Annotated in this window: 17 protein-coding genes; 5 read left to right on the forward strand and 12 right to left on the reverse strand. The window is 67.5% G+C overall.

All coding sequences use genetic code 11. The features are described from left to right. Nucleotides 1-145: 145 nt before the first annotated feature. Nucleotides 146-613 carry a hypothetical protein gene (locus ACIRDU_RS17375; protein WP_403580033.1) on the reverse strand — a complete coding sequence of 156 codons (468 nt, stop codon included), beginning with the start codon at nt 611-613 and terminating at the stop codon, nt 146-148. Nucleotides 614-620: 7 nt separating this feature from the next. Then, complete coding sequence (locus tag ACIRDU_RS17380; RefSeq protein ID WP_403580036.1) at nt 621-1,268, reverse strand: hypothetical protein; 648 nt, start codon at nt 1,266-1,268, stop codon at nt 621-623. Nucleotides 1,269-1,349: 81 nt separating this feature from the next. On the opposite strand from ACIRDU_RS17380, the gene ACIRDU_RS17385 reads away from it, so the two are divergent. Beyond that, nucleotides 1,350-2,099 (forward strand): hypothetical protein, encoded by a 750-nt coding sequence (locus ACIRDU_RS17385; RefSeq protein ID WP_403580039.1) that lies wholly within the window; start codon nt 1,350-1,352, stop codon nt 2,097-2,099. Here ACIRDU_RS17385 and ACIRDU_RS17390 read toward each other — a convergent pair. Genes ACIRDU_RS17390 through ACIRDU_RS17400 form a run of 3 tightly spaced genes read right to left on the reverse strand, consistent with a single transcriptional unit; the run spans nt 2,053 to nt 3,716 of the window. Further along, nucleotides 2,053-2,658: a hypothetical protein gene (locus ACIRDU_RS17390; RefSeq protein ID WP_403580042.1), complete on the reverse strand. Its 606-nt coding sequence runs from the start codon at nt 2,656-2,658 to the stop codon at nt 2,053-2,055. The two genes, ACIRDU_RS17385 and ACIRDU_RS17390, sit on opposite strands and share 47 nt — an antisense overlap. A gap of 3 nt (nt 2,659-2,661) precedes the next feature. After that, the gene (locus tag ACIRDU_RS17395; protein ID WP_392110653.1) at nt 2,662-2,844 is read right to left on the reverse strand and encodes a DUF397 domain-containing protein; all 183 of its coding nucleotides are present in this window, start codon (nt 2,842-2,844) and stop codon (nt 2,662-2,664) included. Further along, the gene (locus ACIRDU_RS17400) at nt 2,841-3,716 is read right to left on the reverse strand and encodes a helix-turn-helix domain-containing protein (RefSeq protein ID WP_403580045.1); all 876 of its coding nucleotides are present in this window, start codon (nt 3,714-3,716) and stop codon (nt 2,841-2,843) included. The genes ACIRDU_RS17395 and ACIRDU_RS17400 overlap by 4 nt, the downstream gene beginning before the upstream one ends. A gap of 154 nt (nt 3,717-3,870) precedes the next feature. On the opposite strand from ACIRDU_RS17400, the gene ACIRDU_RS17405 reads away from it, so the two are divergent. From ACIRDU_RS17405 to ACIRDU_RS17420, 4 genes are all read left to right on the forward strand, one after another. Beyond that, the gene (locus ACIRDU_RS17405; RefSeq protein WP_403580047.1) at nt 3,871-4,323 is read left to right on the forward strand and encodes an ATP-binding protein; all 453 of its coding nucleotides are present in this window, start codon (nt 3,871-3,873) and stop codon (nt 4,321-4,323) included. Between the two features lie 211 nt (nt 4,324-4,534). Then, a complete protein-coding gene (locus ACIRDU_RS17410; RefSeq protein WP_403580050.1) occupies nt 4,535-5,401 on the forward strand; it encodes a helix-turn-helix domain-containing protein in 867 nt (288 codons plus the stop codon). An 86-nt stretch (nt 5,402-5,487) separates the two neighbouring features. Next, nucleotides 5,488-5,835 carry a hypothetical protein gene (locus ACIRDU_RS17415; protein ID WP_403580053.1) on the forward strand — a complete coding sequence of 116 codons (348 nt, stop codon included), beginning with the start codon at nt 5,488-5,490 and terminating at the stop codon, nt 5,833-5,835. Then, nucleotides 5,832-6,089, forward strand: coding sequence for a hypothetical protein (locus ACIRDU_RS17420; protein WP_403580055.1), 258 nt, complete (start codon nt 5,832-5,834; stop codon nt 6,087-6,089). The genes ACIRDU_RS17415 and ACIRDU_RS17420 overlap by 4 nt, the downstream gene beginning before the upstream one ends. 157 nt (nt 6,090-6,246) lie before the next feature. Here the strand turns inward: ACIRDU_RS17420 and tuf are convergent, their stop codons facing one another. The 7 genes from tuf to rpoB all read right to left on the reverse strand — a co-directional run bounded on the left by tuf (nt 6,247) and on the right by rpoB (nt 19,186). Continuing rightward, nucleotides 6,247-7,440, reverse strand: coding sequence for an elongation factor Tu (gene tuf / locus ACIRDU_RS17425; protein WP_030839706.1), 1,194 nt, complete (start codon nt 7,438-7,440; stop codon nt 6,247-6,249). Nucleotides 7,441-7,596: 156 nt separating this feature from the next. Further along, a complete protein-coding gene (gene fusA, locus ACIRDU_RS17430; protein WP_402615059.1) occupies nt 7,597-9,723 on the reverse strand; it encodes an elongation factor G in 2,127 nt (708 codons plus the stop codon). Between the two features lie 39 nt (nt 9,724-9,762). Then, on the reverse strand, nt 9,763-10,233 hold the full coding sequence (rpsG, locus tag ACIRDU_RS17435; RefSeq protein WP_003992340.1) for a 30S ribosomal protein S7: 471 nt from the start codon (nt 10,231-10,233) through the stop codon (nt 9,763-9,765). A 2-nt stretch (nt 10,234-10,235) separates the two neighbouring features. Beyond that, nucleotides 10,236-10,607, reverse strand: coding sequence for a 30S ribosomal protein S12 (gene rpsL / locus ACIRDU_RS17440; RefSeq protein WP_003948652.1), 372 nt, complete (start codon nt 10,605-10,607; stop codon nt 10,236-10,238). 319 nt (nt 10,608-10,926) lie between these two features. Beyond that, nucleotides 10,927-11,466 carry a DUF1707 and DUF4190 domain-containing protein gene (locus ACIRDU_RS17445; protein WP_403580058.1) on the reverse strand — a complete coding sequence of 180 codons (540 nt, stop codon included), beginning with the start codon at nt 11,464-11,466 and terminating at the stop codon, nt 10,927-10,929. A gap of 240 nt (nt 11,467-11,706) precedes the next feature. Continuing rightward, nucleotides 11,707-15,606: a DNA-directed RNA polymerase subunit beta' gene (locus ACIRDU_RS17450; RefSeq protein WP_403580061.1), complete on the reverse strand. Its 3,900-nt coding sequence runs from the start codon at nt 15,604-15,606 to the stop codon at nt 11,707-11,709. A 94-nt stretch (nt 15,607-15,700) separates the two neighbouring features. Further along, complete coding sequence (gene rpoB, locus ACIRDU_RS17455) at nt 15,701-19,186, reverse strand: DNA-directed RNA polymerase subunit beta (RefSeq protein WP_403580063.1); 3,486 nt, start codon at nt 19,184-19,186, stop codon at nt 15,701-15,703. Between the last annotated feature and the right edge of the window lie 264 nt (nt 19,187-19,450).

The raw sequence follows: 19,450 nt of genomic DNA on the forward strand, positions 1-19,450 counted from the left end.
GCCAATCCGAAGGCCTGTGCCCCGCCATACCGCAACCCCCGTCACGCATGTATCTGCATCAACAACCGTATGCACACGTGAACTTACAAGGCACAGTCGTTCGACGGAAAGGCGGTACCGCGGGCGGAGACTGCGGAGACCGGCGTCAGGAGCTGGGTCCGCGTACCGCCCGCCAGGCATCCTCGACGGCGTGCACGCACCGCAGCCACCAGCCTTCCAGCCCGTCCCGCACCGTCACGTACACCCACCGCCGCTTGAACCACGGCGGCAGCTTCCGGAACGGTACGAAGGTCAAGGTGTCCCTGATGGGGTGCTCGGCGACTCCGCCGGGTCCCTCCGCGCGCAGGGCCGCGTACAGCTCGGGCGTCAACTCCCCGTTCAGGCGCGCCGCGTGACCCGCCGCCGTGAAGGCGAACCCACGCTGAGCGGCGTCCGGCAGCCGCATCGCCCGGGCGATCCGCGGGGAGGCCTCCGCCAGTGAGCAGTGGACCGCCAGGCCGATCACCGCCGTCCCGAGACGCGCCTCGCCACGCTCGAAGGCCAGGTCCCACTCCCCCGGGTCGTCCAGCCTCAACAGTCCCTCACCGCTCTCCCAGTCCCACCCACGAGACACCGGCACATCAGCCCGTGAAGCGGAACGTCGACGTGATCGCGTCGAAGATGTCGAAGAACGAGTCCGCGAGGTCGAGGACCTGGCTGCTGCCGGCGACCAGGGCGACCTTGCCCTCCTGGCCCGGCACGGGAATGTACGTCTGCATCAGCACGGCCCGGATCGTGCGGTTGAGGGCGTCACCCGGTACGGCGATGTCCTCGATGCCCTGCGTGCGCGCGGCCGGGCCGACACCCGGGATGTCGACCGTCGTCACCTTGCGCCAGGAGTCGCCCTCCCGCTTGGCCTCCTTGACCGCGAGCTGGCCCGCGATGACCGACGGGTCGTTCGGCAGCGGCTCGCCGCGGTCGTTGCGGCCGCCGACCAGGGAGACGGTCACCGAGCCGGTGATCGGCGTATCGCCGCCGAAGTTCTCCGCCATGCAGCCGCAGTACAGCGCGCCCGACTTCCAGGCATCGGCAGCGGCCTTCTGGAGAAAGTCGACGTAGGTGCCGCGGTGCTGCTCCAACTCCGGGCGCTGCCGCACCCGTTCGCTCACCATCCGCCGGATCGAGTCGTCCCGCGACTCCGGCCGTACGTCGAACTCCCACCACGACTCCGGCACCTTGATCCGGAAACCGCCCCGCTCGACGGTCAGGGTCTCCATGTACCGGGCCATGGCGCCGGCCTCCCGTTCACTCGATCACAAGTCCGGCCATCGTCCCATCGTGCGAGCGCTGGGTGCGACAAGATCAGCGGCGTGAGACGGACGAAACAAGCGATAGCCATGGACATGGCCGGCGCGGAGATCGAGCGGCGCAGGTCGCGGTGGATCTCGGACGGGATCCAGGTGTCCTCCGTGCCATGGGCCGACGATCGCGAGTGGCTGGCAGTGCACTTCAGCGCTGTGGGCTGGGCCGTGCGGCTGCTGGTGGAGGTGCACTGCAACGGTCACGCGCGGCTCCACTTCACTTCGCCGAGCGAGAGCGAGAGCGAGAACGAGCTCGGAGGCGAGGGCCAGGCCGTCCAGGAGTCCCGCCGGCTCGCCTCCGTGGAGGCGGTCGGCGCACTGCTCGACGAGGCGGTGACCCGGGCCGGGCGGATCAGCCTCCAGCCGGCGCAGCTCATCGCCCGTACTTGCACGACCGGTTGGCTGGACTGGATCCACGGCGAGCTGTGGCTGCTCCCCGATCAGCTGCTCCGCATCCGCGGCGGCGTACCGGCCACCATGACGGTCGGGCTCCTCGGGCCCGAACTGGCGACCCCGGACACGTTCCGGACGCTCGCCCACGACCCCGACGCCATCCGCTCCGCGCACCGCACCAACAAGGTGCTCCCCCTCACCGAGATCGCCAACGCTCGGATCCACCGCGGCCTGACCACCTCCGGAATGACGCTCTCCATGGCCGACGGGACGCGTCACAAGCTGCTGTGGATGTCCATGGAGCCCGCGCGCGGCCTCCTCAGGGACCGGCTGCTGCCGCTCCTGGGCCCTCGGCTGGCTCACTGAGCACCTCGGGCTCCGCCACCGTCCAGAAGGGGGAGTCCTTCGGCGGTGCCGGGCGTACGGGGAGCGCCGTGAAGTCGATGTCCGCATCCGCGACCGGGTCCCCGACCGGACTCCGGCCCCGGCTGTCCGAGCCGTAGTACAGACCGTAGGCCCAGTACTCGGGCAGTTCATGCCCCATGAGCTGGAGGTCCAGGGTCACCGACTCCCGCGTCCCGTACACCGCGTTGACCCTGGCGACGGCCTCCGCACGCGGGACACCGATCCGCTCCACCAGCACGTCCACCATTGCGCGGAAGAAGCCGAGCATGTCCTCGTCGAGCGGGAGCACGAACTCCGTCCCCGTGGTGCCCGCCGTCGGGCACGCCCCGTACTCGACGAGCCATCGCAGGCGCCTGACCTCCGCCACCAGTCGCGGCACCGTCTCCCTGGCCGTGGCGGCCAGTACGGAGTCCGGGGTCGAGCCCGAGCACAGCTCCTCGATCGCCTCCAGGTCGAGGTGGTCGCCGTTCGCGTCCGCGGCGGGGTCGAGAGAGTCGTCGCGCGCCGGTTCCGAAGTCATGCTCTACACGGAGGCCAGGAACTCCGACCAGGCCTCCGGCGCAAGCGCGAGCCGGGGGCCTTCGGTGTGCTTGGAGTCCCGGACGTGGATGGTGTGGGGGGCTATGGCGATCTCGACGCAGGAGTCACCATCAGGGCCACTGCTGTAGCTGCTCTTGAACCACGCCGGTTCAGCGTTGCGGATCATGTCTCTCCCAGCAGTTGCTCGATGAAGGCCAGCGACTCCCGCGGGGGAAGGGCCTGAGCTCGGATGGTGCCGTAGCGCAGTTCGAGGATCCGGATGTGCTTCGGGTCAGTGGTCGGCCGGCCGCTGAAAGCGCCGTCGGACCGGCCTACCGCAGTGCCGTCCCCGAATTTCAGCACCTCGATCCTCCCGTTCAGACCGGGGTGTGCCTCGCTGCTCGTCGGCATCAGCTGAAGCCTGACGTTACGCAACCGCCCCACCTCCAGCAGACGCTCAAGCTGCCGACGCCACACCATTGTGCCTCCGACCGGGCGGAGCAGCGTCGACTCCTCCTGGACGAAGCTCAGCGAAGGTGCCGGCGACCGCTCGAACACCGACTGCCGAGCCATGCGTGCAGCCACCAGACGTTCCACTTCGTCCGGCGAGTACGCGGGTTGCCACGACTCGAACAACGCCCGCGCGTGCTCGGGGGTCTGCAGCAGCCCGTTGACGCTGCTGCACTCGTACACCCCGATCTCCACCGCCTGCCCCTCCAACTTGGCAAGCTCCCGCACCTTCCTGGGATACCGGACCTTCTTCACGTCCTCCCAAGCCGCCGCGACCAGCCCACCCGCCCCCAGCACCTCATCCGCCCGGACCAGATAGTCCTGCCGAGGAATCCGCTTCCCGCCCTCGATCTTGTAGACCATGTCCTCGCCGTAGCCGACCGCCGTTCCGAACTCGGCGGCCCGCATCCCCACCGCCTCACGCCGCAGCTTCAGCTGCCGCCCGACCGTGGCGATGACCGCGACGCCCCACTCGTCGTCCGGGTCCACCTCCCAACCCGGCTCGTCCGTTTCGCCCTTGAGCCGCCCCGAGTCCGCCTCGACCGTCATCCCGCGCCCTTCCGCCGTCGTACGACCGTGCTCAGCGCCCTACCCGTACGCCCGGCCCCGACAGCCCGGACAACGCCGGACAGGCTCCGGACAGTCACCGTACGCACTCGCTGAGTCACTGTCACGGTAAGCGCAGACAGCCACGCTGAGTGACGTGAAGCAGAACTCCCCCGAACTCCGCACCCCACTCCGCAACTTCAGCCTCCAACTCTCCGCCACCCCGCGCGGCGCCCGCTTGGCCCGCCTCCTCGCCGCTGAACAACTGCGCTCCTGGGGAGTGCCGTTGGACCCGGCAAGGCAGGTCATCGCGGAGCTCTCGGCCAACGCGGCGACACACGGCCGAACCCCCGGCCGCGACTTCCGCCTGCTCCTCTACGTCGTGGCCGACACCCTCCGCATCGAGGTGACGGACACCCGCGCGGACCGCCTCCCGACAGCCCGACCCGGCCTGGGGCTCCTCCTGGTCGACGCGCTGGCCGACCGCTGGGGCGTCACCCGAGGGCTGCCGCCCCGCAAGACCGTCTGGGCCGAACTCGACCTCGCACCGAAACCCGAAAGTGCGTGCTCCGGCGGTACAGGCGCTCTCCTCCAAGGACCACAAGGGTGAAAGAACCCGACCAAACCCCACCCCTCCTCCCAGCCGCAGGGCTGCCTCACCCTCGCGAGTGAACATCGCCAACTCAGCTGGAGTCAGGGCCCATCGCCTGCCCTACGCTCAGCGCAACACGTCACGACACAACCGCAGACATGCGACGGCCCCCGCCGGGACTGCAATCCCAGTGCGAGGGCCTGACCACCGAGGAAGTAGGAGCTTCCCGATGGATACGCAGAACCCTAACGTGCCCACGCACGCCCACACCCGGGTTGCCGGAAAGAAGCACCCGAACCGGCGGCACCCCCACTCCGGCCTGGTGCACGACAACGCCCGCCACACCACCCGCTTCACGGTGATCGGCAACCACCTGGCCCAGCACCCGGAACTGTCACTGCTCGCGATCGGGCTGTCGGTGCACATCCAGTCGCTCCCGGCCGGCGCCCGCATCGACATCAAGTCCCTCGCGGCCCGCTTCCCGGAGGGCACGACCCGCATCGCCGCGGCCCTGCGCGAGCTGGAGGCGCACGGCTACCTCCGCCGCACCCGCGAACGCGTCCCGGACGGCCGGATCATCACCCGCACGACCTCCTGCAACCAGCCGGGTCACAGCGGTACGGAGACCCCGCCGCACCCGGCCCCGAGGAAGCGGCCGAGGCAACCCGGCGGCAAACCCCTCCCCGCGGTACCGCGCCCGGCCTGCCCTGCCCCCGCCCTCCTCCGGCAGGCCACGGACCTCCTCAGTCGGCTCCGCCGCGACGACCCCCGACTCCTCCTGTCCGCGTGCGACACCGCCCACCTCGCCCCGGGCGTCGCCGCCTGGCTGGAGCGCGACGTCTCCCCGGCCGCCGTACGGCACGCCCTGACGACGGACCTCCCACCCGAGCCCCTCCACCGCCCGGCCGCCCTCCTGGCCCGCCGCCTCACGGCCCAGCTGCCAGCCCCGCCGCCCTTCGCCCCACCGACTCCCCCACCACCCACCCGGCACCCCCTCCAGACCTGCGACGGCTGCGACCGCGCCTTCCGCGCACCGGACCCCGGCCACTGCCGCGATTGCCGGTCCGGCCAAACCGAACTCCTGGAAGCCGTATGAAGAGAGCAACGGCCGCACACGTCGCCTCGCTCCCCCGCCAACCGAGCGGGATAGCCTGGCCGGGGCACTCCCTGGAGGTGGACACGATGAGCACTCAGGCCGACCACGGACATGAGCTGGTCCCCCGCCCTCAGCACACTCCTGACGCCCTGCGTGCCGCCCTCACCGCTGTCGATCCGGCTCGCCTGGAAGAGATGCAGGCCACGAAGGACGACGCCTTCGCCAAGGCGGTCGAGTGGCAGTCCCTCAGCCCTGTGCAGAGCTGGGTGCTGTCCTGGGCCCGGGACATCGAGATCGCCCGGCGTCCCGACCTGTCCATCCGCTACACCCGCGCGAAGGGCAACCTGGAGCACGAGGACCCCGCCATCGCGCAAGAGGCCCTGCGTGAACTGAGCGCTGTCCTGGACGAAGCCATGAACGCAGTCCGCGAGTGAGCTGGAAATGGGAGTACGCCTTCGGCGCGGAGGAAGTGGCCCGCACCGCTCCCACCGGCTTCCTCGCGGAGGTGGAACGCAAGGCGGATGAGCTGGTCAGGGCCGCCGAAGCCCTGCACACTCACGGACAGGCGCATGGGAGCGTCGATCCGAAGGGTGGCGACGTCATCGTCCCCGGCGGCATGTTCACGTATCAGGTCGTCGTCCGCAGCGAGCGGATCTTCATCGTCCAGATCACGTACCTGGGCTTCTGACCGACTACAGGAAACACACCCCAGGCCTCGGTCCGCCCGCGCGCCGACCTGCCGCAGGTGAGCACCCCCGGACACGACAAAGGGACCCGCACGACCGAAGTCGTACGGGCCCCTTCGAGCCACTCAGGTCAGTAGACCCTCAAGCCAGTCCGAGGACTCACTTGTTGATCTTGGTGACCTGGCCGGCGCCCACGGTCCGGCCACCCTCACGGATGGCGAACTTCAGGCCCTCCTCCATGGCGACGGGCTGGATGAGCTCCACCTTCATCTCGGTGTTGTCACCCGGCATGACCATCTCGGTGCCCTCGGGGAGGGTCACCACGCCGGTCACGTCCGTCGTACGGAAGTAGAACTGCGGGCGGTAGTTGTTGAAGAACGGCGTGTGGCGGCCACCCTCGTCCTTGGACAGGATGTAGGCCTGCGCCTCGAACTCGGTGTGCGGGGTGACCGAGCCCGGCTTGATGATGACCTGGCCGCGCTCGACGTCCTCGCGCTTGATGCCACGGAGGAGCAGACCGACGTTCTCACCGGCCTGGCCCTCGTCGAGCAGCTTGCGGAACATCTCGATGCCGGTGACCGTGGTGGTGGTCTTCTCCTGCTTGATGCCCACGATGTCAACGGTCTCGTTGACCTTGAGGACACCACGCTCGATACGGCCGGTGACGACCGTACCGCGACCGGTGATCGTGAAGACGTCCTCGATCGGCATGAGGAACGGCTTGTCGACGTCACGCTCGGGCTGCGGGATGTTCTCGTCCACGGCCTTCATGAGCTCGAGGACGGAGTTGCCCCACTCCTTGTCGCCCTCGAGGGCCTTGAGCGCCGAGACCTTGACGACCGGCAGGTCGTCGCCCGGGAACTCGTACTCGGAGAGGAGCTCACGGACCTCGAGCTCTACGAGCTCCAGGATCTCCTCGTCGTCCACCATGTCGGCCTTGTTAAGGGCGACGACGATGTACGGAACGCCGACCTGGCGGGCCAGGAGCACGTGCTCCTTGGTCTGCGGCATCGGGCCGTCGGTGGCGGCGACCACGAGGATGGCGCCGTCCATCTGCGCCGCACCCGTGATCATGTTCTTGATGTAGTCCGCGTGACCGGGGCAGTCGACGTGGGCGTAGTGACGCGTCTCGGTCTGGTACTCGACGTGCGCGATGGAGATGGTGATACCGCGCTGGCGCTCTTCAGGAGCCTTGTCGATCTGGTCGAAGGCCGAGGCCTCGTTCAGGTCCGGGTACGCGTCGTGCAGCACCTTGGTAATGGCGGCCGTGAGGGTCGTCTTACCGTGGTCGATGTGACCGATGGTGCCGATGTTGACGTGCGGCTTAGTCCGCTCGAACTTCGCCTTCGCCACTGGGGTCCTCCTGGGGAGTGGTTCTGGTACGCCTTACTCATCGGCGCCAGGTGATCTTTGCTGGAAAGCCCGGGCCCCGGGGCATTCCCACCACGATTGCGGCGGAATGCCCCTCAAGGCTCCGGAGTCAAGCCTACGGCGTGTAGACGCGGTGCGTTACTCGCCCTTGGCCTTCGCGATGATCTCCTCGGCGACGTTCCGCGGAACCTCGGCGTAGGAGTCGAACTGCATGGAGTAGCTCGCACGGCCGGACGTCTTGCTGCGCAGGTCGCCGACGTAGCCGAACATCTCCGAGAGGGGCACGAGGCCCTTCACGACGCGGGCACCGGCCCGCTCCTCCATGGCCTGGATCTGGCCACGGCGGGAGTTGATGTCACCGATGACCTCACCCATGTAGTCCTCGGGCGTGGTGACCTCGACGGCCATCATCGGCTCGAGCAGCACGGGGCTGGCCTTGCGCGCGGCCTCCTTGAAGGCCTGCGAACCGGCGATCTTGAACGCGAGCTCGGAGGAGTCGACCTCGTGGTAGCCACCGTCGATGAGCGTGACGCGGACACCGGTCATCTCGTAGCCGGCGAGGATGCCGAACTGCATGGCCTCCTGCGCACCGGCGTCCACCGAAGGGATGTACTCCTTCGGGATACGGCCACCGGTGACCTTGTTCACGAACTCGTACGAGGCGTCGCCGCCCTCGATCGGCTCGATCGCGATCTGCACCTTGGCGAACTGGCCGGTACCACCAGTCTGCTTCTTGTGCGTGTAGTCGACGCGCTCGACGGCCTTGCGGATCGTCTCACGGTAGGCGACCTGCGGCTTGCCGACGTTGGCCTCGACCTTGAACTCACGGCGCATACGGTCGACCAGCACCTCGAGGTGCAGCTCACCCATACCACCGATGATGGTCTGGCCGGTCTCCTCGTCCGAGTGGACCTGGAAGGACGGGTCCTCCTCGGCCAGACGCTGGATCGCGACGCCCAGCTTCTCCTGGTCGCCCTTCGACTTGGGCTCGATGGCGACCTGGATGACCGGCGCCGGGAAGTCCATGGACTCCAGGATCACCGGGTTCTTGTCGTCGGACAGCGTCTCACCGGTGGTGGTCTGCTTCAGGCCCATGACGGCGACGATGTCGCCGGCGCCCACCGAGTCGATCTCCTCACGCTTGTTCGCGTGCATGCGGTAGATCTTGCCGATGCGCTCCTTCTTGCCCTTGACGGAGTTCAGCACGGCGGTGCCGGACTCCAGGCGGCCCGAGTAGACCCGGACGAAGGTGAGCTTGCCGAGGTGCGGGTCGCTCATGATCTTGAACGCGAGCGCGGCGAGCGGCTCGTCCTCCGACGGCTTGCGCGCGACGACCAGCTCCGGGTCCTTGACGTCGTGGCCCTCGATGGCCTCGACGTCGAGCGGAGTGGGCAGGTAGCGCACGACCGCGTCGAGCAGGGGCTGAACGCCCTTGTTCTTGAACGCGGTGCCGCAGAACACGGGGGTGACGGTGGTGCCGCCGCCCTTGCCGGACGCGATCGTGATACGGCGGATCGCGGCGTAGAGCTGCTCCACGGTGGGCTCGGTGCCCTCCAGGTACAGCTCCATCAGCTCTTCGTCGTTCTCGGCGACGGCCTCGAGCAGCTTGCCGCGGTACTCCTCGGCAGCCTCGACGTGGGTGTCCGGGATGTCGACGGTGTCGTACATCTCGCCCTTGGTCGCCTCGGCCGACCAGACCAGGGCCTTCATCGTCACGAGGTCGATGACGCCCTTGAAGTCCGCCTCCGCACCGATCGGCAGCTGCATGACGAGCGGCTGCGCGCCCAGGCGGTCCGAGATCATGTCCACGCAGCGGTGGAACTCGGCGCCGGTACGGTCCAGCTTGTTGACGAAGCAGATACGCGGCACGCCGTAACGGTCGGCCTGACGCCACACCGTCTCGGACTGCGGCTCGACACCGGCGACACCGTCGAACACCGTCACGGCACCGTCGAGCACGCGCAGGGAGCGCTCCACCTCGACGGTGAAGTCGACGTGACCCGGGGTGTCGATGATGTTGATGGTGTAGTCGTTGTCCTCGAGCGGCCAGTGACAGGTGGTCGCAGCAGACGTGATCGTGATGCCACGCTCCTGCTCCTGCTCCATCCAGTCCATGGTGGCAGCGCCGTCGTGGACCTCACCGATCTTGTACGACACGCCCGTGTAGAACAGGATCCGCTCGGTGGTGGTCGTCTTGCCCGCGTCGATGTGGGCCATGATCCCGATGTTGCGGACCTTGGCCAGGTCAAGTGAAGTGGTAGCCATAAGGCTTCAGTCTTCTCTCGGTCTCGATGTGGGTAGCGACTACCAGCGGTAGTGCGCGAAGGCCTTGTTGGACTCGGCCATCTTGTGGGTGTCCTCGCGCTTCTTCACAGCGGCACCGAGGCCGTTGGAGGCGTCGAGAAGCTCGTTGAGCAGACGCTCGGTCATGGTCTTCTCGCGACGGGCGCGGGAGTAACCGACCAGCCAGCGCAGCGCGAGCGTGTTGGCGCGACCGGGCTTGACCTCGATCGGAACCTGGTACGTCGCACCACCGACACGGCGGGACTTGACCTCGAGGGTCGGCTTGATGTTCTCCAGCGCGCGCTTCAGCGTGATGATCGGGTCGTTGCCCGTCTTCTCACGCAGACCCTCCATGGCGCCGTAGACGATGCGCTCGGCGGTGGAGCGCTTGCCGTTCAGCAGCACCTTGTTGATGAGCGACGTGACCAGAGGAGAACCGTAGACCGGGTCGATGATGACCGGGCGCTTCGGGGCGGGGCCCTTACGAGGCATTCTTACTTCTCCTTCTTGGCGCCGTAGCGGGAACGGGCCTGCTTGCGGTTCTTGACACCCTGGGTGTCGAGGGAGCCACGGATGATCTTGTAGCGAACACCCGGCAGGTCCTTCACACGGCCGCCGCGCACGAGCACGATGGAGTGCTCCTGCAGGTTGTGTCCCTCACCCGGAATGTAAGCGGTGACCTCGATCCCGCTGGTCAGACGCACACGCGCGACCTTACGCAGGGCCGAGTTCGGCTTCTTCGGGGTGGTCGTGAACACACGCGTGCAGACGCCCCGGCGCTGAGGGGAACCCTCGAGTGCGGGCGTCTTGTTCTTCTCGACCTTGTCCTGCCGGCCCTTGCGGACCAGCTGCTGGATCGTAGGCACTACTTCTCCGGTTTCTGTGTGCCGAATGGTAAAGCTAACCTGGAACATCTCCGACCCACGCGGTCGGGTGTGTCGAACCCGCGGACTTCCGCCGCGAGGCAGAAACAGCGCAGATTACGGTGGCCGGCGTCGACTCGCCGTGCGGTTCATGGCACACACGCGAGCCAGGGCACACCCCAGGCACAAGGTCTGAGCGTACCTACCGCATTCGCTGCGGTCAAAACAAATGGGCACCGCCCGCATCGCCATGCGGGGCATGTCAAGCCCCCCGGCCGTTGTCGATCTTCAATTCGACGGTGACTGTCCGTTTTGCATACCTTCACGATGCTACGACGGACACCACCGTGAGCAACACCAGAACGAGTGCCCAACCCGCCGTGGACAACCACCCGAGCACCAGACCGGTCAGCGCGAGCCCGTCCCCCAGCTCTCCCCGGCTGCGGATCTCGGCCCGGGCCACATGCCCCAGCACGACGGCCGGGATCCCGGTCAGCCCCATCGTCGGCACGCACAGCAGCCCGCACACGCCGGCCGCGACGGCCTTCGCGTTGGTCCGCGGCCGCGGCACGGGCAGGAACGTCGTCGGCACGGGCCCGAAGGGGGCCGACTGCGGCAGCGGCCCCTGCGGCAGATCCGCGACGAGCAGCGCCAGCTCCCCCACGGTCCGCGCGGCGTACGCCCGCCCCACCCGGTTCTCGAACTCGTCCCGCTCCATCCGTCCCTCGCCGTACCCGGCTCTGAGCACGTCCACGGCCCGCTCCCGGTCGGCGTGCGACGCGAGCATCGACGGGGCACCGGAGCCCTGCCAGGGCTGCCAGGGCTGCCAGGGCTGCCAGGACGGATAGCGCGGCTGCGACACGGAGCACCTCCCCGGGGGCCGGAGTCCTTCCATGATGCGCCGAGCGCGCCGTTCCGGCACGGGTGCGTCCCTCACCACCACTGCGTGTCGGCCAGACGGCCGCCAGACGCGCTCCGGCGCGGGGGCACGCCTCGTACGCGCCGCCGTACGCCGGGACGCGCGGAGGACCCGCCTGAAGGCACGGAACGCCGAAGGGCGGCCACCCCGCAGGGTGACCGCCCTTCGACTCAAGCGACTCGCTTACTGGTTGTACGGACCGTAGTCGTAGTCCTCCAGCGGAACGGCCTGGCCGGAGCCCGTGCCGAACGGCGAGTAGTCGATGTCGTCGTAGCCGACGGCCGAGTACATCGCGGCCTTGGCCTCCTCGGTCGGCTCGACCCGGATGTTGCGGTAGCGGGACAGACCCGTACCGGCCGGGATGAGCTTACCGATGATGACGTTCTCCTTGAGGCCGATGAGGCTGTCGGACTTGGCGTTGATCGCCGCGTCCGTCAGGACTCGGGTCGTCTCCTGGAAGGAGGCGGCCGACAGCCAGGATTCCGTCGCCAGCGAGGCCTTGGTGATACCCATCAGCTGCGGACGACCGGAGGCCGGGTGACCGCCCTCCTGGACCACACGACGGTTCTCGGTCTCGAACTTCGAGCGCTCGACCAGCTCACCGGGCAGCAGCTCGGCGTCGCCGGACTCGATGATCGTCACACGGCGCAGCATCTGCCGGATGATGATCTCGATGTGCTTGTCGTGGATCGACACACCCTGCGAGTTGTAGACCTTCTGGACCTCGCCGACCAGGTGGACCTGGACGGCACGCTGGCCCAGGATGCGCAGCACGTCGTGCGGGTTGGTGGCACCCACGGTGAGCTTCTGGCCCACCTCGACGTGCTCGCCCTCGCTGACCAGGAGACGGGCACGCTTCGAGATCGGGAACGCCGTCTCGTCGCTGCCGTCGTCCGGGGTGACGACGATCTTCTTGGTCTTCTCGGTCTCCTCGATCCGGACGCGGCCCTGGGCCTCGGAGATCGGGGCGACACCCTTCGGGGTACGGGCCTCGAAGAGCTCGACGACACGCGGCAGACCCTGGGTGATGTCGTCACCGGCCACACCACCGGTGTGGAAGGTACGCATCGTCAGCTGGGTACCGGGCTCACCGATGGACTGGGCGGCGATGATGCCGACCGCCTCACCGATGTCGACCAGCTTGCCGGTGGCGAGCGAACGGCCGTAGCACATCGCGCAGGTGCCGACGGCGGACTCGCAGGTCAGGACCGAGCGGGTCTTGACCTCCTCGACGCCGCGCTGCACGAGCTCCTCGATGAGGACGTCGCCCAGGTCGGTACCGGCCGGGGCCAGCACCTGCCCGTCGACCACGATGTCCTCGGCGAGGCAGCGCGCGTACACGGAGGTCTCGACGTCCTCCGTCTTGACCAGCGTGCCCTCGGCGTTCCGGTCGGCGATCTTCAGACGCAGACCGCGCTCGGTGCCGCAGTCCTCCTCGCGAATGATGACGTCCTGGGAGACGTCGACCAGACGACGCGTGAGGTAACCCGAGTCGGCGGTACGCAGAGCGGTGTCCGCCAGACCCTTACGGGCACCGTGCGTGGAGATGAAGTACTCCAGCACGGACAGACCCTCACGGAAGGACGCCTTGATCGGACGCGGGATCGTCTCGTTCTTCGCGTTCGACACCAGACCACGCATACCGGCGATCTGACGCATCTGCATCATGTTGCCTCGTGCACCCGAGTTCACCATCATGAAGATCGGGTTGGTCTTCGGGAAGTTGTCGTTCATCGCCTCGGCGACCTCGTTGGTCGCCTTGGTCCAGATCGCGATGAGCTCCTGCGTGCGCTCGTCCTTGGTAATCAGACCGCGCTCGTACTGCTTCTGGACCTTCTCGTCCTGCGCCTCGTAGCCCTTGACGATCTCCTTCTTCGCCTCGGGAACGACGACGTCGGAGATGGCCACGGTCACGCCGGAACGGGTGGCCCAGTAGAAGCCGGACGCCTTCAGGTTGTCGAGCGTCGCCGCCACGATGACCTTCGGGTAGCGCTCGGCGAGGTCGTTGACGATCTCGGAGAGCTGCTTCTTGCCGACCTCGTAGTCGACGAACGGGTAGTCCTCGGGCAGCAGCTCGTTGAAGAGCGCACGGCCCAGGGTGGTGTTCAGCCGGAAGCTGTCACCCTGCTGCCACTCGGGCTCGCCCTCCTCACGCGCCGGCGGGGTCCAGCCACGCGGCGGGATGGTGCCGACCGGGAAGCGGACATCGATCCTCGACTGGAGCGACAGCTCGCCCGCGTCGAAGGCCATGATCGCCTCGGCGACCGAGGCGAAGGAACGGCCCTCGCCCTTGAGCTCGCGCATCTCGCCGTCGGTGGTGAGGAAGAACAGACCGAGGACCATGTCCTGGGTCGGCATCGTCACCGGGCGGCCGTCGGCCGGCTTGAGGATGTTGTTCGAGGACAGCATCAGGATGCGGGCCTCGGCCTGCGCCTCCGCGGACAGCGGCAGGTGCACGGCCATCTGGTCACCGTCGAAGTCCGCGTTGAACGCGGTGCAGACGAGCGGGTGGATCTGGATGGCCTTGCCCTCGACCAGCTGCGGCTCGAAGGCCTGGATGCCGAGGCGGTGCAGCGTGGGCGCACGGTTCAGCAGAACCGGGTGCTCCGCGATGACCTCTTCCAGCACGTCGTACACGACCGTGCGGCCGCGCTCGACCATGCGCTTGGCGCTCTTGATGTTCTGCGCGTGGTTCAGGTCGACCAGGCGCTTCATCACGAACGGCTTGAAGAGCTCCAGCGCCATCGCCTTCGGCAGACCGCACTGGTGCAGCTTCAGCTGCGGACCGACGACGATCACGGAACGCGCGGAGTAGTCCACGCGCTTGCCGAGCAGGTTCTGACGGAAGCGGCCCTGCTTGCCCTTCAGCATGTCGCTGAGGGACTTCAGCGGGCGGTTACCGGGACCGGTGACCGGACGGCCACGGCGGCCGTTGTCGAACAGCGCGTCGACGGCCTCCTGGAGCATGCGCTTCTCGTTGTTCACGATGATCTCGGGCGCACCGAGGTCGAGAAGGCGCTTCAGGCGGTTGTTCCGGTTGATCACACGGCGGTACAGGTCGTTCAGGTCGGAGGTCGCGAAGCGGCCACCGTCCAGCTGCACCATCGGACGCAGGTCCGGCGGGATGACCGGCACGCAGTCGAGCACCATGCCCTTGGGGCTGTTGCTGGTCTGCAGGAACGCGGAGACGACCTTCAGGCGCTTGAGCGCACGGGTCTTCTTCTGGCCCTTGCCGGTACGGATGATCTCGCGGAGGCGCTCGGCCTCCTCGTCGAGGTCGAAGGACTCCAGGCGCTTCTGCAGCGCCGCGGCACCCATCGAGCCGTCGAAGTACGTGCCGAAGCGGTCACGCAGCTCGCGGTAGAGCAGCTCGTCGCCCTCCAGGTCCTGGACCTTGAGGTTCTTGAAGCGGTTCCACACCTCGTCGAGACGGTCGATTTCGCGCTGCGCACGGTCGCGCAGCTGCTTCATCTCGCGCTCGGCACCCTCGCGCACCTTGCGGCGCACGTCGGCCTTGGCGCCCTCGGCCTCCAGCTCGGCCAGGTCGGTCTCAAGCTTCTTGGCGCGGGCCTCCAGGTCGGCGTCGCGGCGCTGCTCGATCTGCTGGCGCTCGACGGAGACGTGGGCCTCCAGCGACGGCAGGTCGCGCGTACGGCGCTCCTCGTCGACGTACGTGATCATGTACGCCGCGAAGTAGATGACCTTCTCGAGGTCCTTCGGGGCCAGGTCGAGCAGGTAGCCCAGCCGCGACGGGACGCCCTTGAAGTACCAGATGTGGGTGACCGGGGCGGCGAGCTCGATGTGGCCCATCCGCTCACGGCGCACCTTGGCGCGGGTGACCTCGACGCCACACCGCTCACAGATGATGCCCTTGAAGCGGACACGCTTGTACTTGCCGCAGTAGCACTCCCAGTCCCGGGTCGGACCGAAGATCTTCTCGCAGAAGAGTCCGTCCTTTTCGGGCTTGAGCGTGCGGTAGTTGATCGTCTCGGGCTTCTTGACCTCGCCGTGGCTCCACTGACGGATGTCGTCAGCGGTGGCCAGACCGATCCGGAGCTCGTCGAAGAAGTTGACGTCGAGCACTATGCGTCAATCCCTCTCAGGGTTGTAAGTCATGGGGTCTGATACGGGGGTCCTGGGGCCGGAGGCCTTCATGACGAAGGCCTCCGAACTCCCGTCAGACCTCTTCGACGCTGCTCGGCTCACGCCGGGACAGGTCGATGCCAAGCTCCTCCGCAGCGCGGAAGACGTCCTCGTCGGTGTCGCGCATCTCGATGGACATGCCGTCCGAGGACAGCACCTCCACGTTGAGGCACAGGGACTGCATCTCCTTGATGAGCACCTTGAAGGACTCGGGGATGCCGGGCTCGGGAATGTTCTCGCCCTTGACGATGGCCTCGTAGACCTTCACGCGGCCGGTGACGTCGTCGGACTTGATGGTCAGCAGCTCCTGGAGGGCGTATGCGGCGCCGTAAGCCTCCAGCGCCCACACCTCCATCTCACCGAAGCGCTGGCCACCGAACTGGGCCTTACCACCCAGCGGCTGCTGGGTGATCATCGAGTACGGACCGGTCGACCGGGCGTGCAGCTTGTCGTCGACCAGGTGGTGCAGCTTGAGGATGTACATGTAGCCGACCGAGATCGGCTCGGGGAACGGCTCGCCGGAGCGGCCGTCGAACAGCGGCGCCTTACCGGTCGGGAGCACCATGCGCTCGCCGTCGCGGTTCGGGATGGTGTGGTTCAGCAGACCGGCCAGCTCGTCCTCGCGCGCACCGTCGAAGACGGGGGTGGCGACGTTGGTGCCCGGGGCGACCTGGTCGGCCTCGATGGCCTGCAGGCGCTGCGCCCAGTCGTCCGCGAGGCCGGAGACGTCCCAGCCACGGCTGGCGAGCCAGCCGAGGTGGATCTCCAGAACCTGTCCCGGGTTCATTCGGGACGGCACACCGAGCGGGTTGAGGATGATGTCGACCGGGGTGCCGTCCTCCAGGAACGGCATGTCCTCGATCGGCAGGATCTTCGAGATGACGCCCTTGTTGCCGTGGCGGCCGGCGAGCTTGTCACCGTCGGTGATCTTCCGCTTCTGCGCCACGTACACGCGCACCAGCTGGTTCACACCGGGGGGAAGCTCGTCGCCCTCCTCGCGGTCGAAGACGCGGACGCCGATGACCTTGCCGATCTCGCCGTGCGGCACCTTCAGCGAGGTGTCACGGACCTCACGGGCCTTCTCGCCGAAGATGGCGCGCAGCAGGCGCTCTTCCGGCGTCAGCTCGGTCTCACCCTTGGGCGTGACCTTGCCGACGAGGATGTCGCCGGCGACGACCTCGGCACCGATGCGGATGATGCCGCGCTCGTCGAGGTCGGCGAGGACCTCCTCGGAGACGTTCGGGATGTCCCGGGTGATCTCCTCGGGGCCGAGCTTCGTGTCACGGGCGTCGACCTCGTGCTCCTCGATGTGGATCGAGGAGAGGACGTCGTCCTGCACGAGGCGCTGCGACAGGATGATCGCGTCCTCGTAGTTGTGACCCTCCCACGGCATGAACGCCACGAGCAGGTTCTTGCCCAGCGCCATCTCGCCGTTCTGGGTGGCCGGACCGTCGGCGAGGACCTGGCCCTCGATGATCCGGTCGCCCTCGTTGACGATGACCTTCTGGTTGACCGAGGTGCCCTGGTTGGAACGGGCGAACTTGGCCAGGCGGTACGTGATGTACGTGCCGTCGTCGTTGGCGGTGGTGATGTAGTCCGCGGAGACCTCCTGGACCACACCCGGCTTCTCGGCCTTGACCACGTCGCCGGCGTCGACCGCGGAGCGGTACTCCATGCCGGTGCCGACGAGCGGGGCCTCGGACTTAATCAGCGGCACGGCCTGACGCATCATGTTCGCGCCCATGAGGGCGCGGTTGGCGTCATCGTGCTCGAGGAAGGGGATCATGGCGGTCGCGACCGACACCATCTGGCGCGGGGAGACGTCCATGTAGTCCACGTCCTCGGGGCCGACGTAGTCGACCTCGCCGCCCTTGCGGCGGACCAGCACGCGGGCCTCGGCGAAGCGGAGGTCGTCCGTCAGCGGCGCGTTGGCCTGCGCGATGACGAAGCGGTCCTCCTCGTCGGCGGTCAGGTAGTCGACGTCGTCGGTGACCTGGCCCTCGAAGACCTTGCGGTACGGGGTCTCGACGAAACCGAAGGCGTTGACCCGGCCGTAGGAGGCGAGCGAACCGATCAGACCGATGTTCGGGCCTTCGGGCGTCTCGATCGGGCACATGCGGCCGTAGTGCGAGGGGTGCACGTCACGGACCTCGAAGCCGGCCCGCTCACGGGACAGACCACCGGGACCCAGCGCCGAGAGACGACGCTTGTGCGTCAGACCCGACAGCGGGTTGTTCTGGTCCATGAACTGCGACAGCTGGCTGGTGCCGAAGAACTCCTTGATGGAGGCGACGACCGGCCGGATGTTGATCAGGGTCTGCGGCGTGATCGCCTCGACGTCCTGGGTCGTCATCCGCTCGCGGACGACACGCTCCATACGCGCCAGACCCGTACGGACCTGGTTCTGGATGAGCTCGCCGACGCTGCGCAGGCGGCGGTTGCCGAAGTGGTCGATGTCGTCGGTCTCGACGACGATGTTCGTGCCACTGTCGCCGACCGTCTCGGTCTCGCCCGCGTGCAGCTTCACCAGGTACTTGATCGTCGAGATGATGTCCTCGACGGTCAGGATGCCCGCGTCCAGCGGAGCGTCCGCACCCAGCTTCTTGTTGACCTTGTAGCGGCCGACCTTGGCCAGGTCGTAGCGCTTGGGGTTGAAGTAGAGGTTCTCGAGCAGCGTCTGCGCGGCCTCACGCGTGGGGGGCTCGCCCGGACGCAGCTTGCGGTAGATGTCGAGCAGCGCGTCGTCCTGGCCCTGGGTGTGGTCCTTCTCCAGGGTGGCGCGCATGGACTCGTACTCGCCGAACTCCTCGAGGATCTGCTCGGTGGTCCAGCCGAGCGCCTTGAGCAGGACGGTGACGGACTGCTTGCGCTTGCGGTCGATGCGGACACCGACCATGTCGCGCTTGTCGATCTCCATCTCCAGCCAGGCACCCCGGGACGGGATGATCTTCGCGGAGAAGATGTCCTTGTCGGACGTCTTGTCGATGGAGGAATCGAAGTAGACACCGGGGGAACGGACGAGCTGCGACACCACGACACGCTCGGTGCCGTTGATGACGAAGGTGCCCTTGTTCGTCATGAGCGGGAAGTCGCCCATGAAGACCGTCTGGGACTTGATCTCGCCGGTCTCGTTGTTCGTGAACTCGGCGGTGACGAAGAGCGGGGCCGCGTACGTGAAGTCGCGGTCCTTGCACTCGTCGATGGAGTTCTTCGGCGGCTCGAAGCGGTGGTCGCGGAAGGTCAGCGACATCGACCCGCTGAAGTCCTCGATCGGGGAGATCTCCTCGAAGATCTCCTCGAGCCCGGACTTGGTGGGGACGTCCTGACCGTTCTCGAGAGCCTCCTCGACCCGACTCTGCCAGGCGGTGTTGCCGAGAAGCCAGTCGAAGCTCTCGGTCTGCAGCGCGAGCAGGTTCGGAACCTCGAGAGGCTCCTTGATCTTTGCAAAAGAGATGCGCAGCGGGGCAGTGCTGGCGGCGTTGTTCGTATTCGCGGTCGAGGCGTTGCGCGAGGCGGCCAAGAGGGGGTCCTTCCGAGGGCTCGGACTCACTACGCGCGTACCGGCCCCTCTCCCGTACACGGAGACAAGCCGCGTCGATCGGGCCAAAGGCCAGGTCAACAGGTCTTGTCGTCGATGCTCGGGCGAGGGCAGACCCCTGGTGACGGGCAGGGGACAGCTAACAGGCAGCGCAAAGGGTCAGTGTAGCCACTTGGCACACTGATGTCCAGTGCGGGTCGTGAAACCCGTGTTCACCCTCGTTGTTCCACTCCTGCGACAAGGCGC

Source organism: Streptomyces sp. NPDC093598, assembly GCF_044764825.1.
GTDB lineage: Bacteria > Actinomycetota > Actinomycetes > Streptomycetales > Streptomycetaceae > Streptomyces.

Excerpts from the sequence above, each read along its gene's own strand:
- ACIRDU_RS17410 (WP_403580050.1), top strand. The coding sequence starts at position 4,535 with ATGGATACGCAGAACCCTAACGTGCCCACGCACGCCCACACCCGGGTT.
- ACIRDU_RS17415 (WP_403580053.1), top strand. The coding sequence starts at position 5,488 with ATGAGCACTCAGGCCGACCACGGACATGAGCTGGTCCCCCGCCCTCAG.
- ACIRDU_RS17390 (WP_403580042.1), bottom strand. The coding sequence starts at position 2,658 with ATGACTTCGGAACCGGCGCGCGACGACTCTCTCGACCCCGCCGCGGAC.
- ACIRDU_RS17395 (WP_392110653.1), bottom strand. The coding sequence starts at position 2,844 with ATGATCCGCAACGCTGAACCGGCGTGGTTCAAGAGCAGCTACAGCAGT.
- fusA (WP_402615059.1), bottom strand. The coding sequence starts at position 9,723 with ATGGCTACCACTTCACTTGACCTGGCCAAGGTCCGCAACATCGGGATC.
- rpsG (WP_003992340.1), bottom strand. The coding sequence starts at position 10,233 with ATGCCTCGTAAGGGCCCCGCCCCGAAGCGCCCGGTCATCATCGACCCG.
- ACIRDU_RS17400 (WP_403580045.1), bottom strand. The coding sequence starts at position 3,716 with ATGACGGTCGAGGCGGACTCGGGGCGGCTCAAGGGCGAAACGGACGAG.
- ACIRDU_RS17380 (WP_403580036.1), bottom strand. The coding sequence starts at position 1,268 with ATGGCCCGGTACATGGAGACCCTGACCGTCGAGCGGGGCGGTTTCCGG.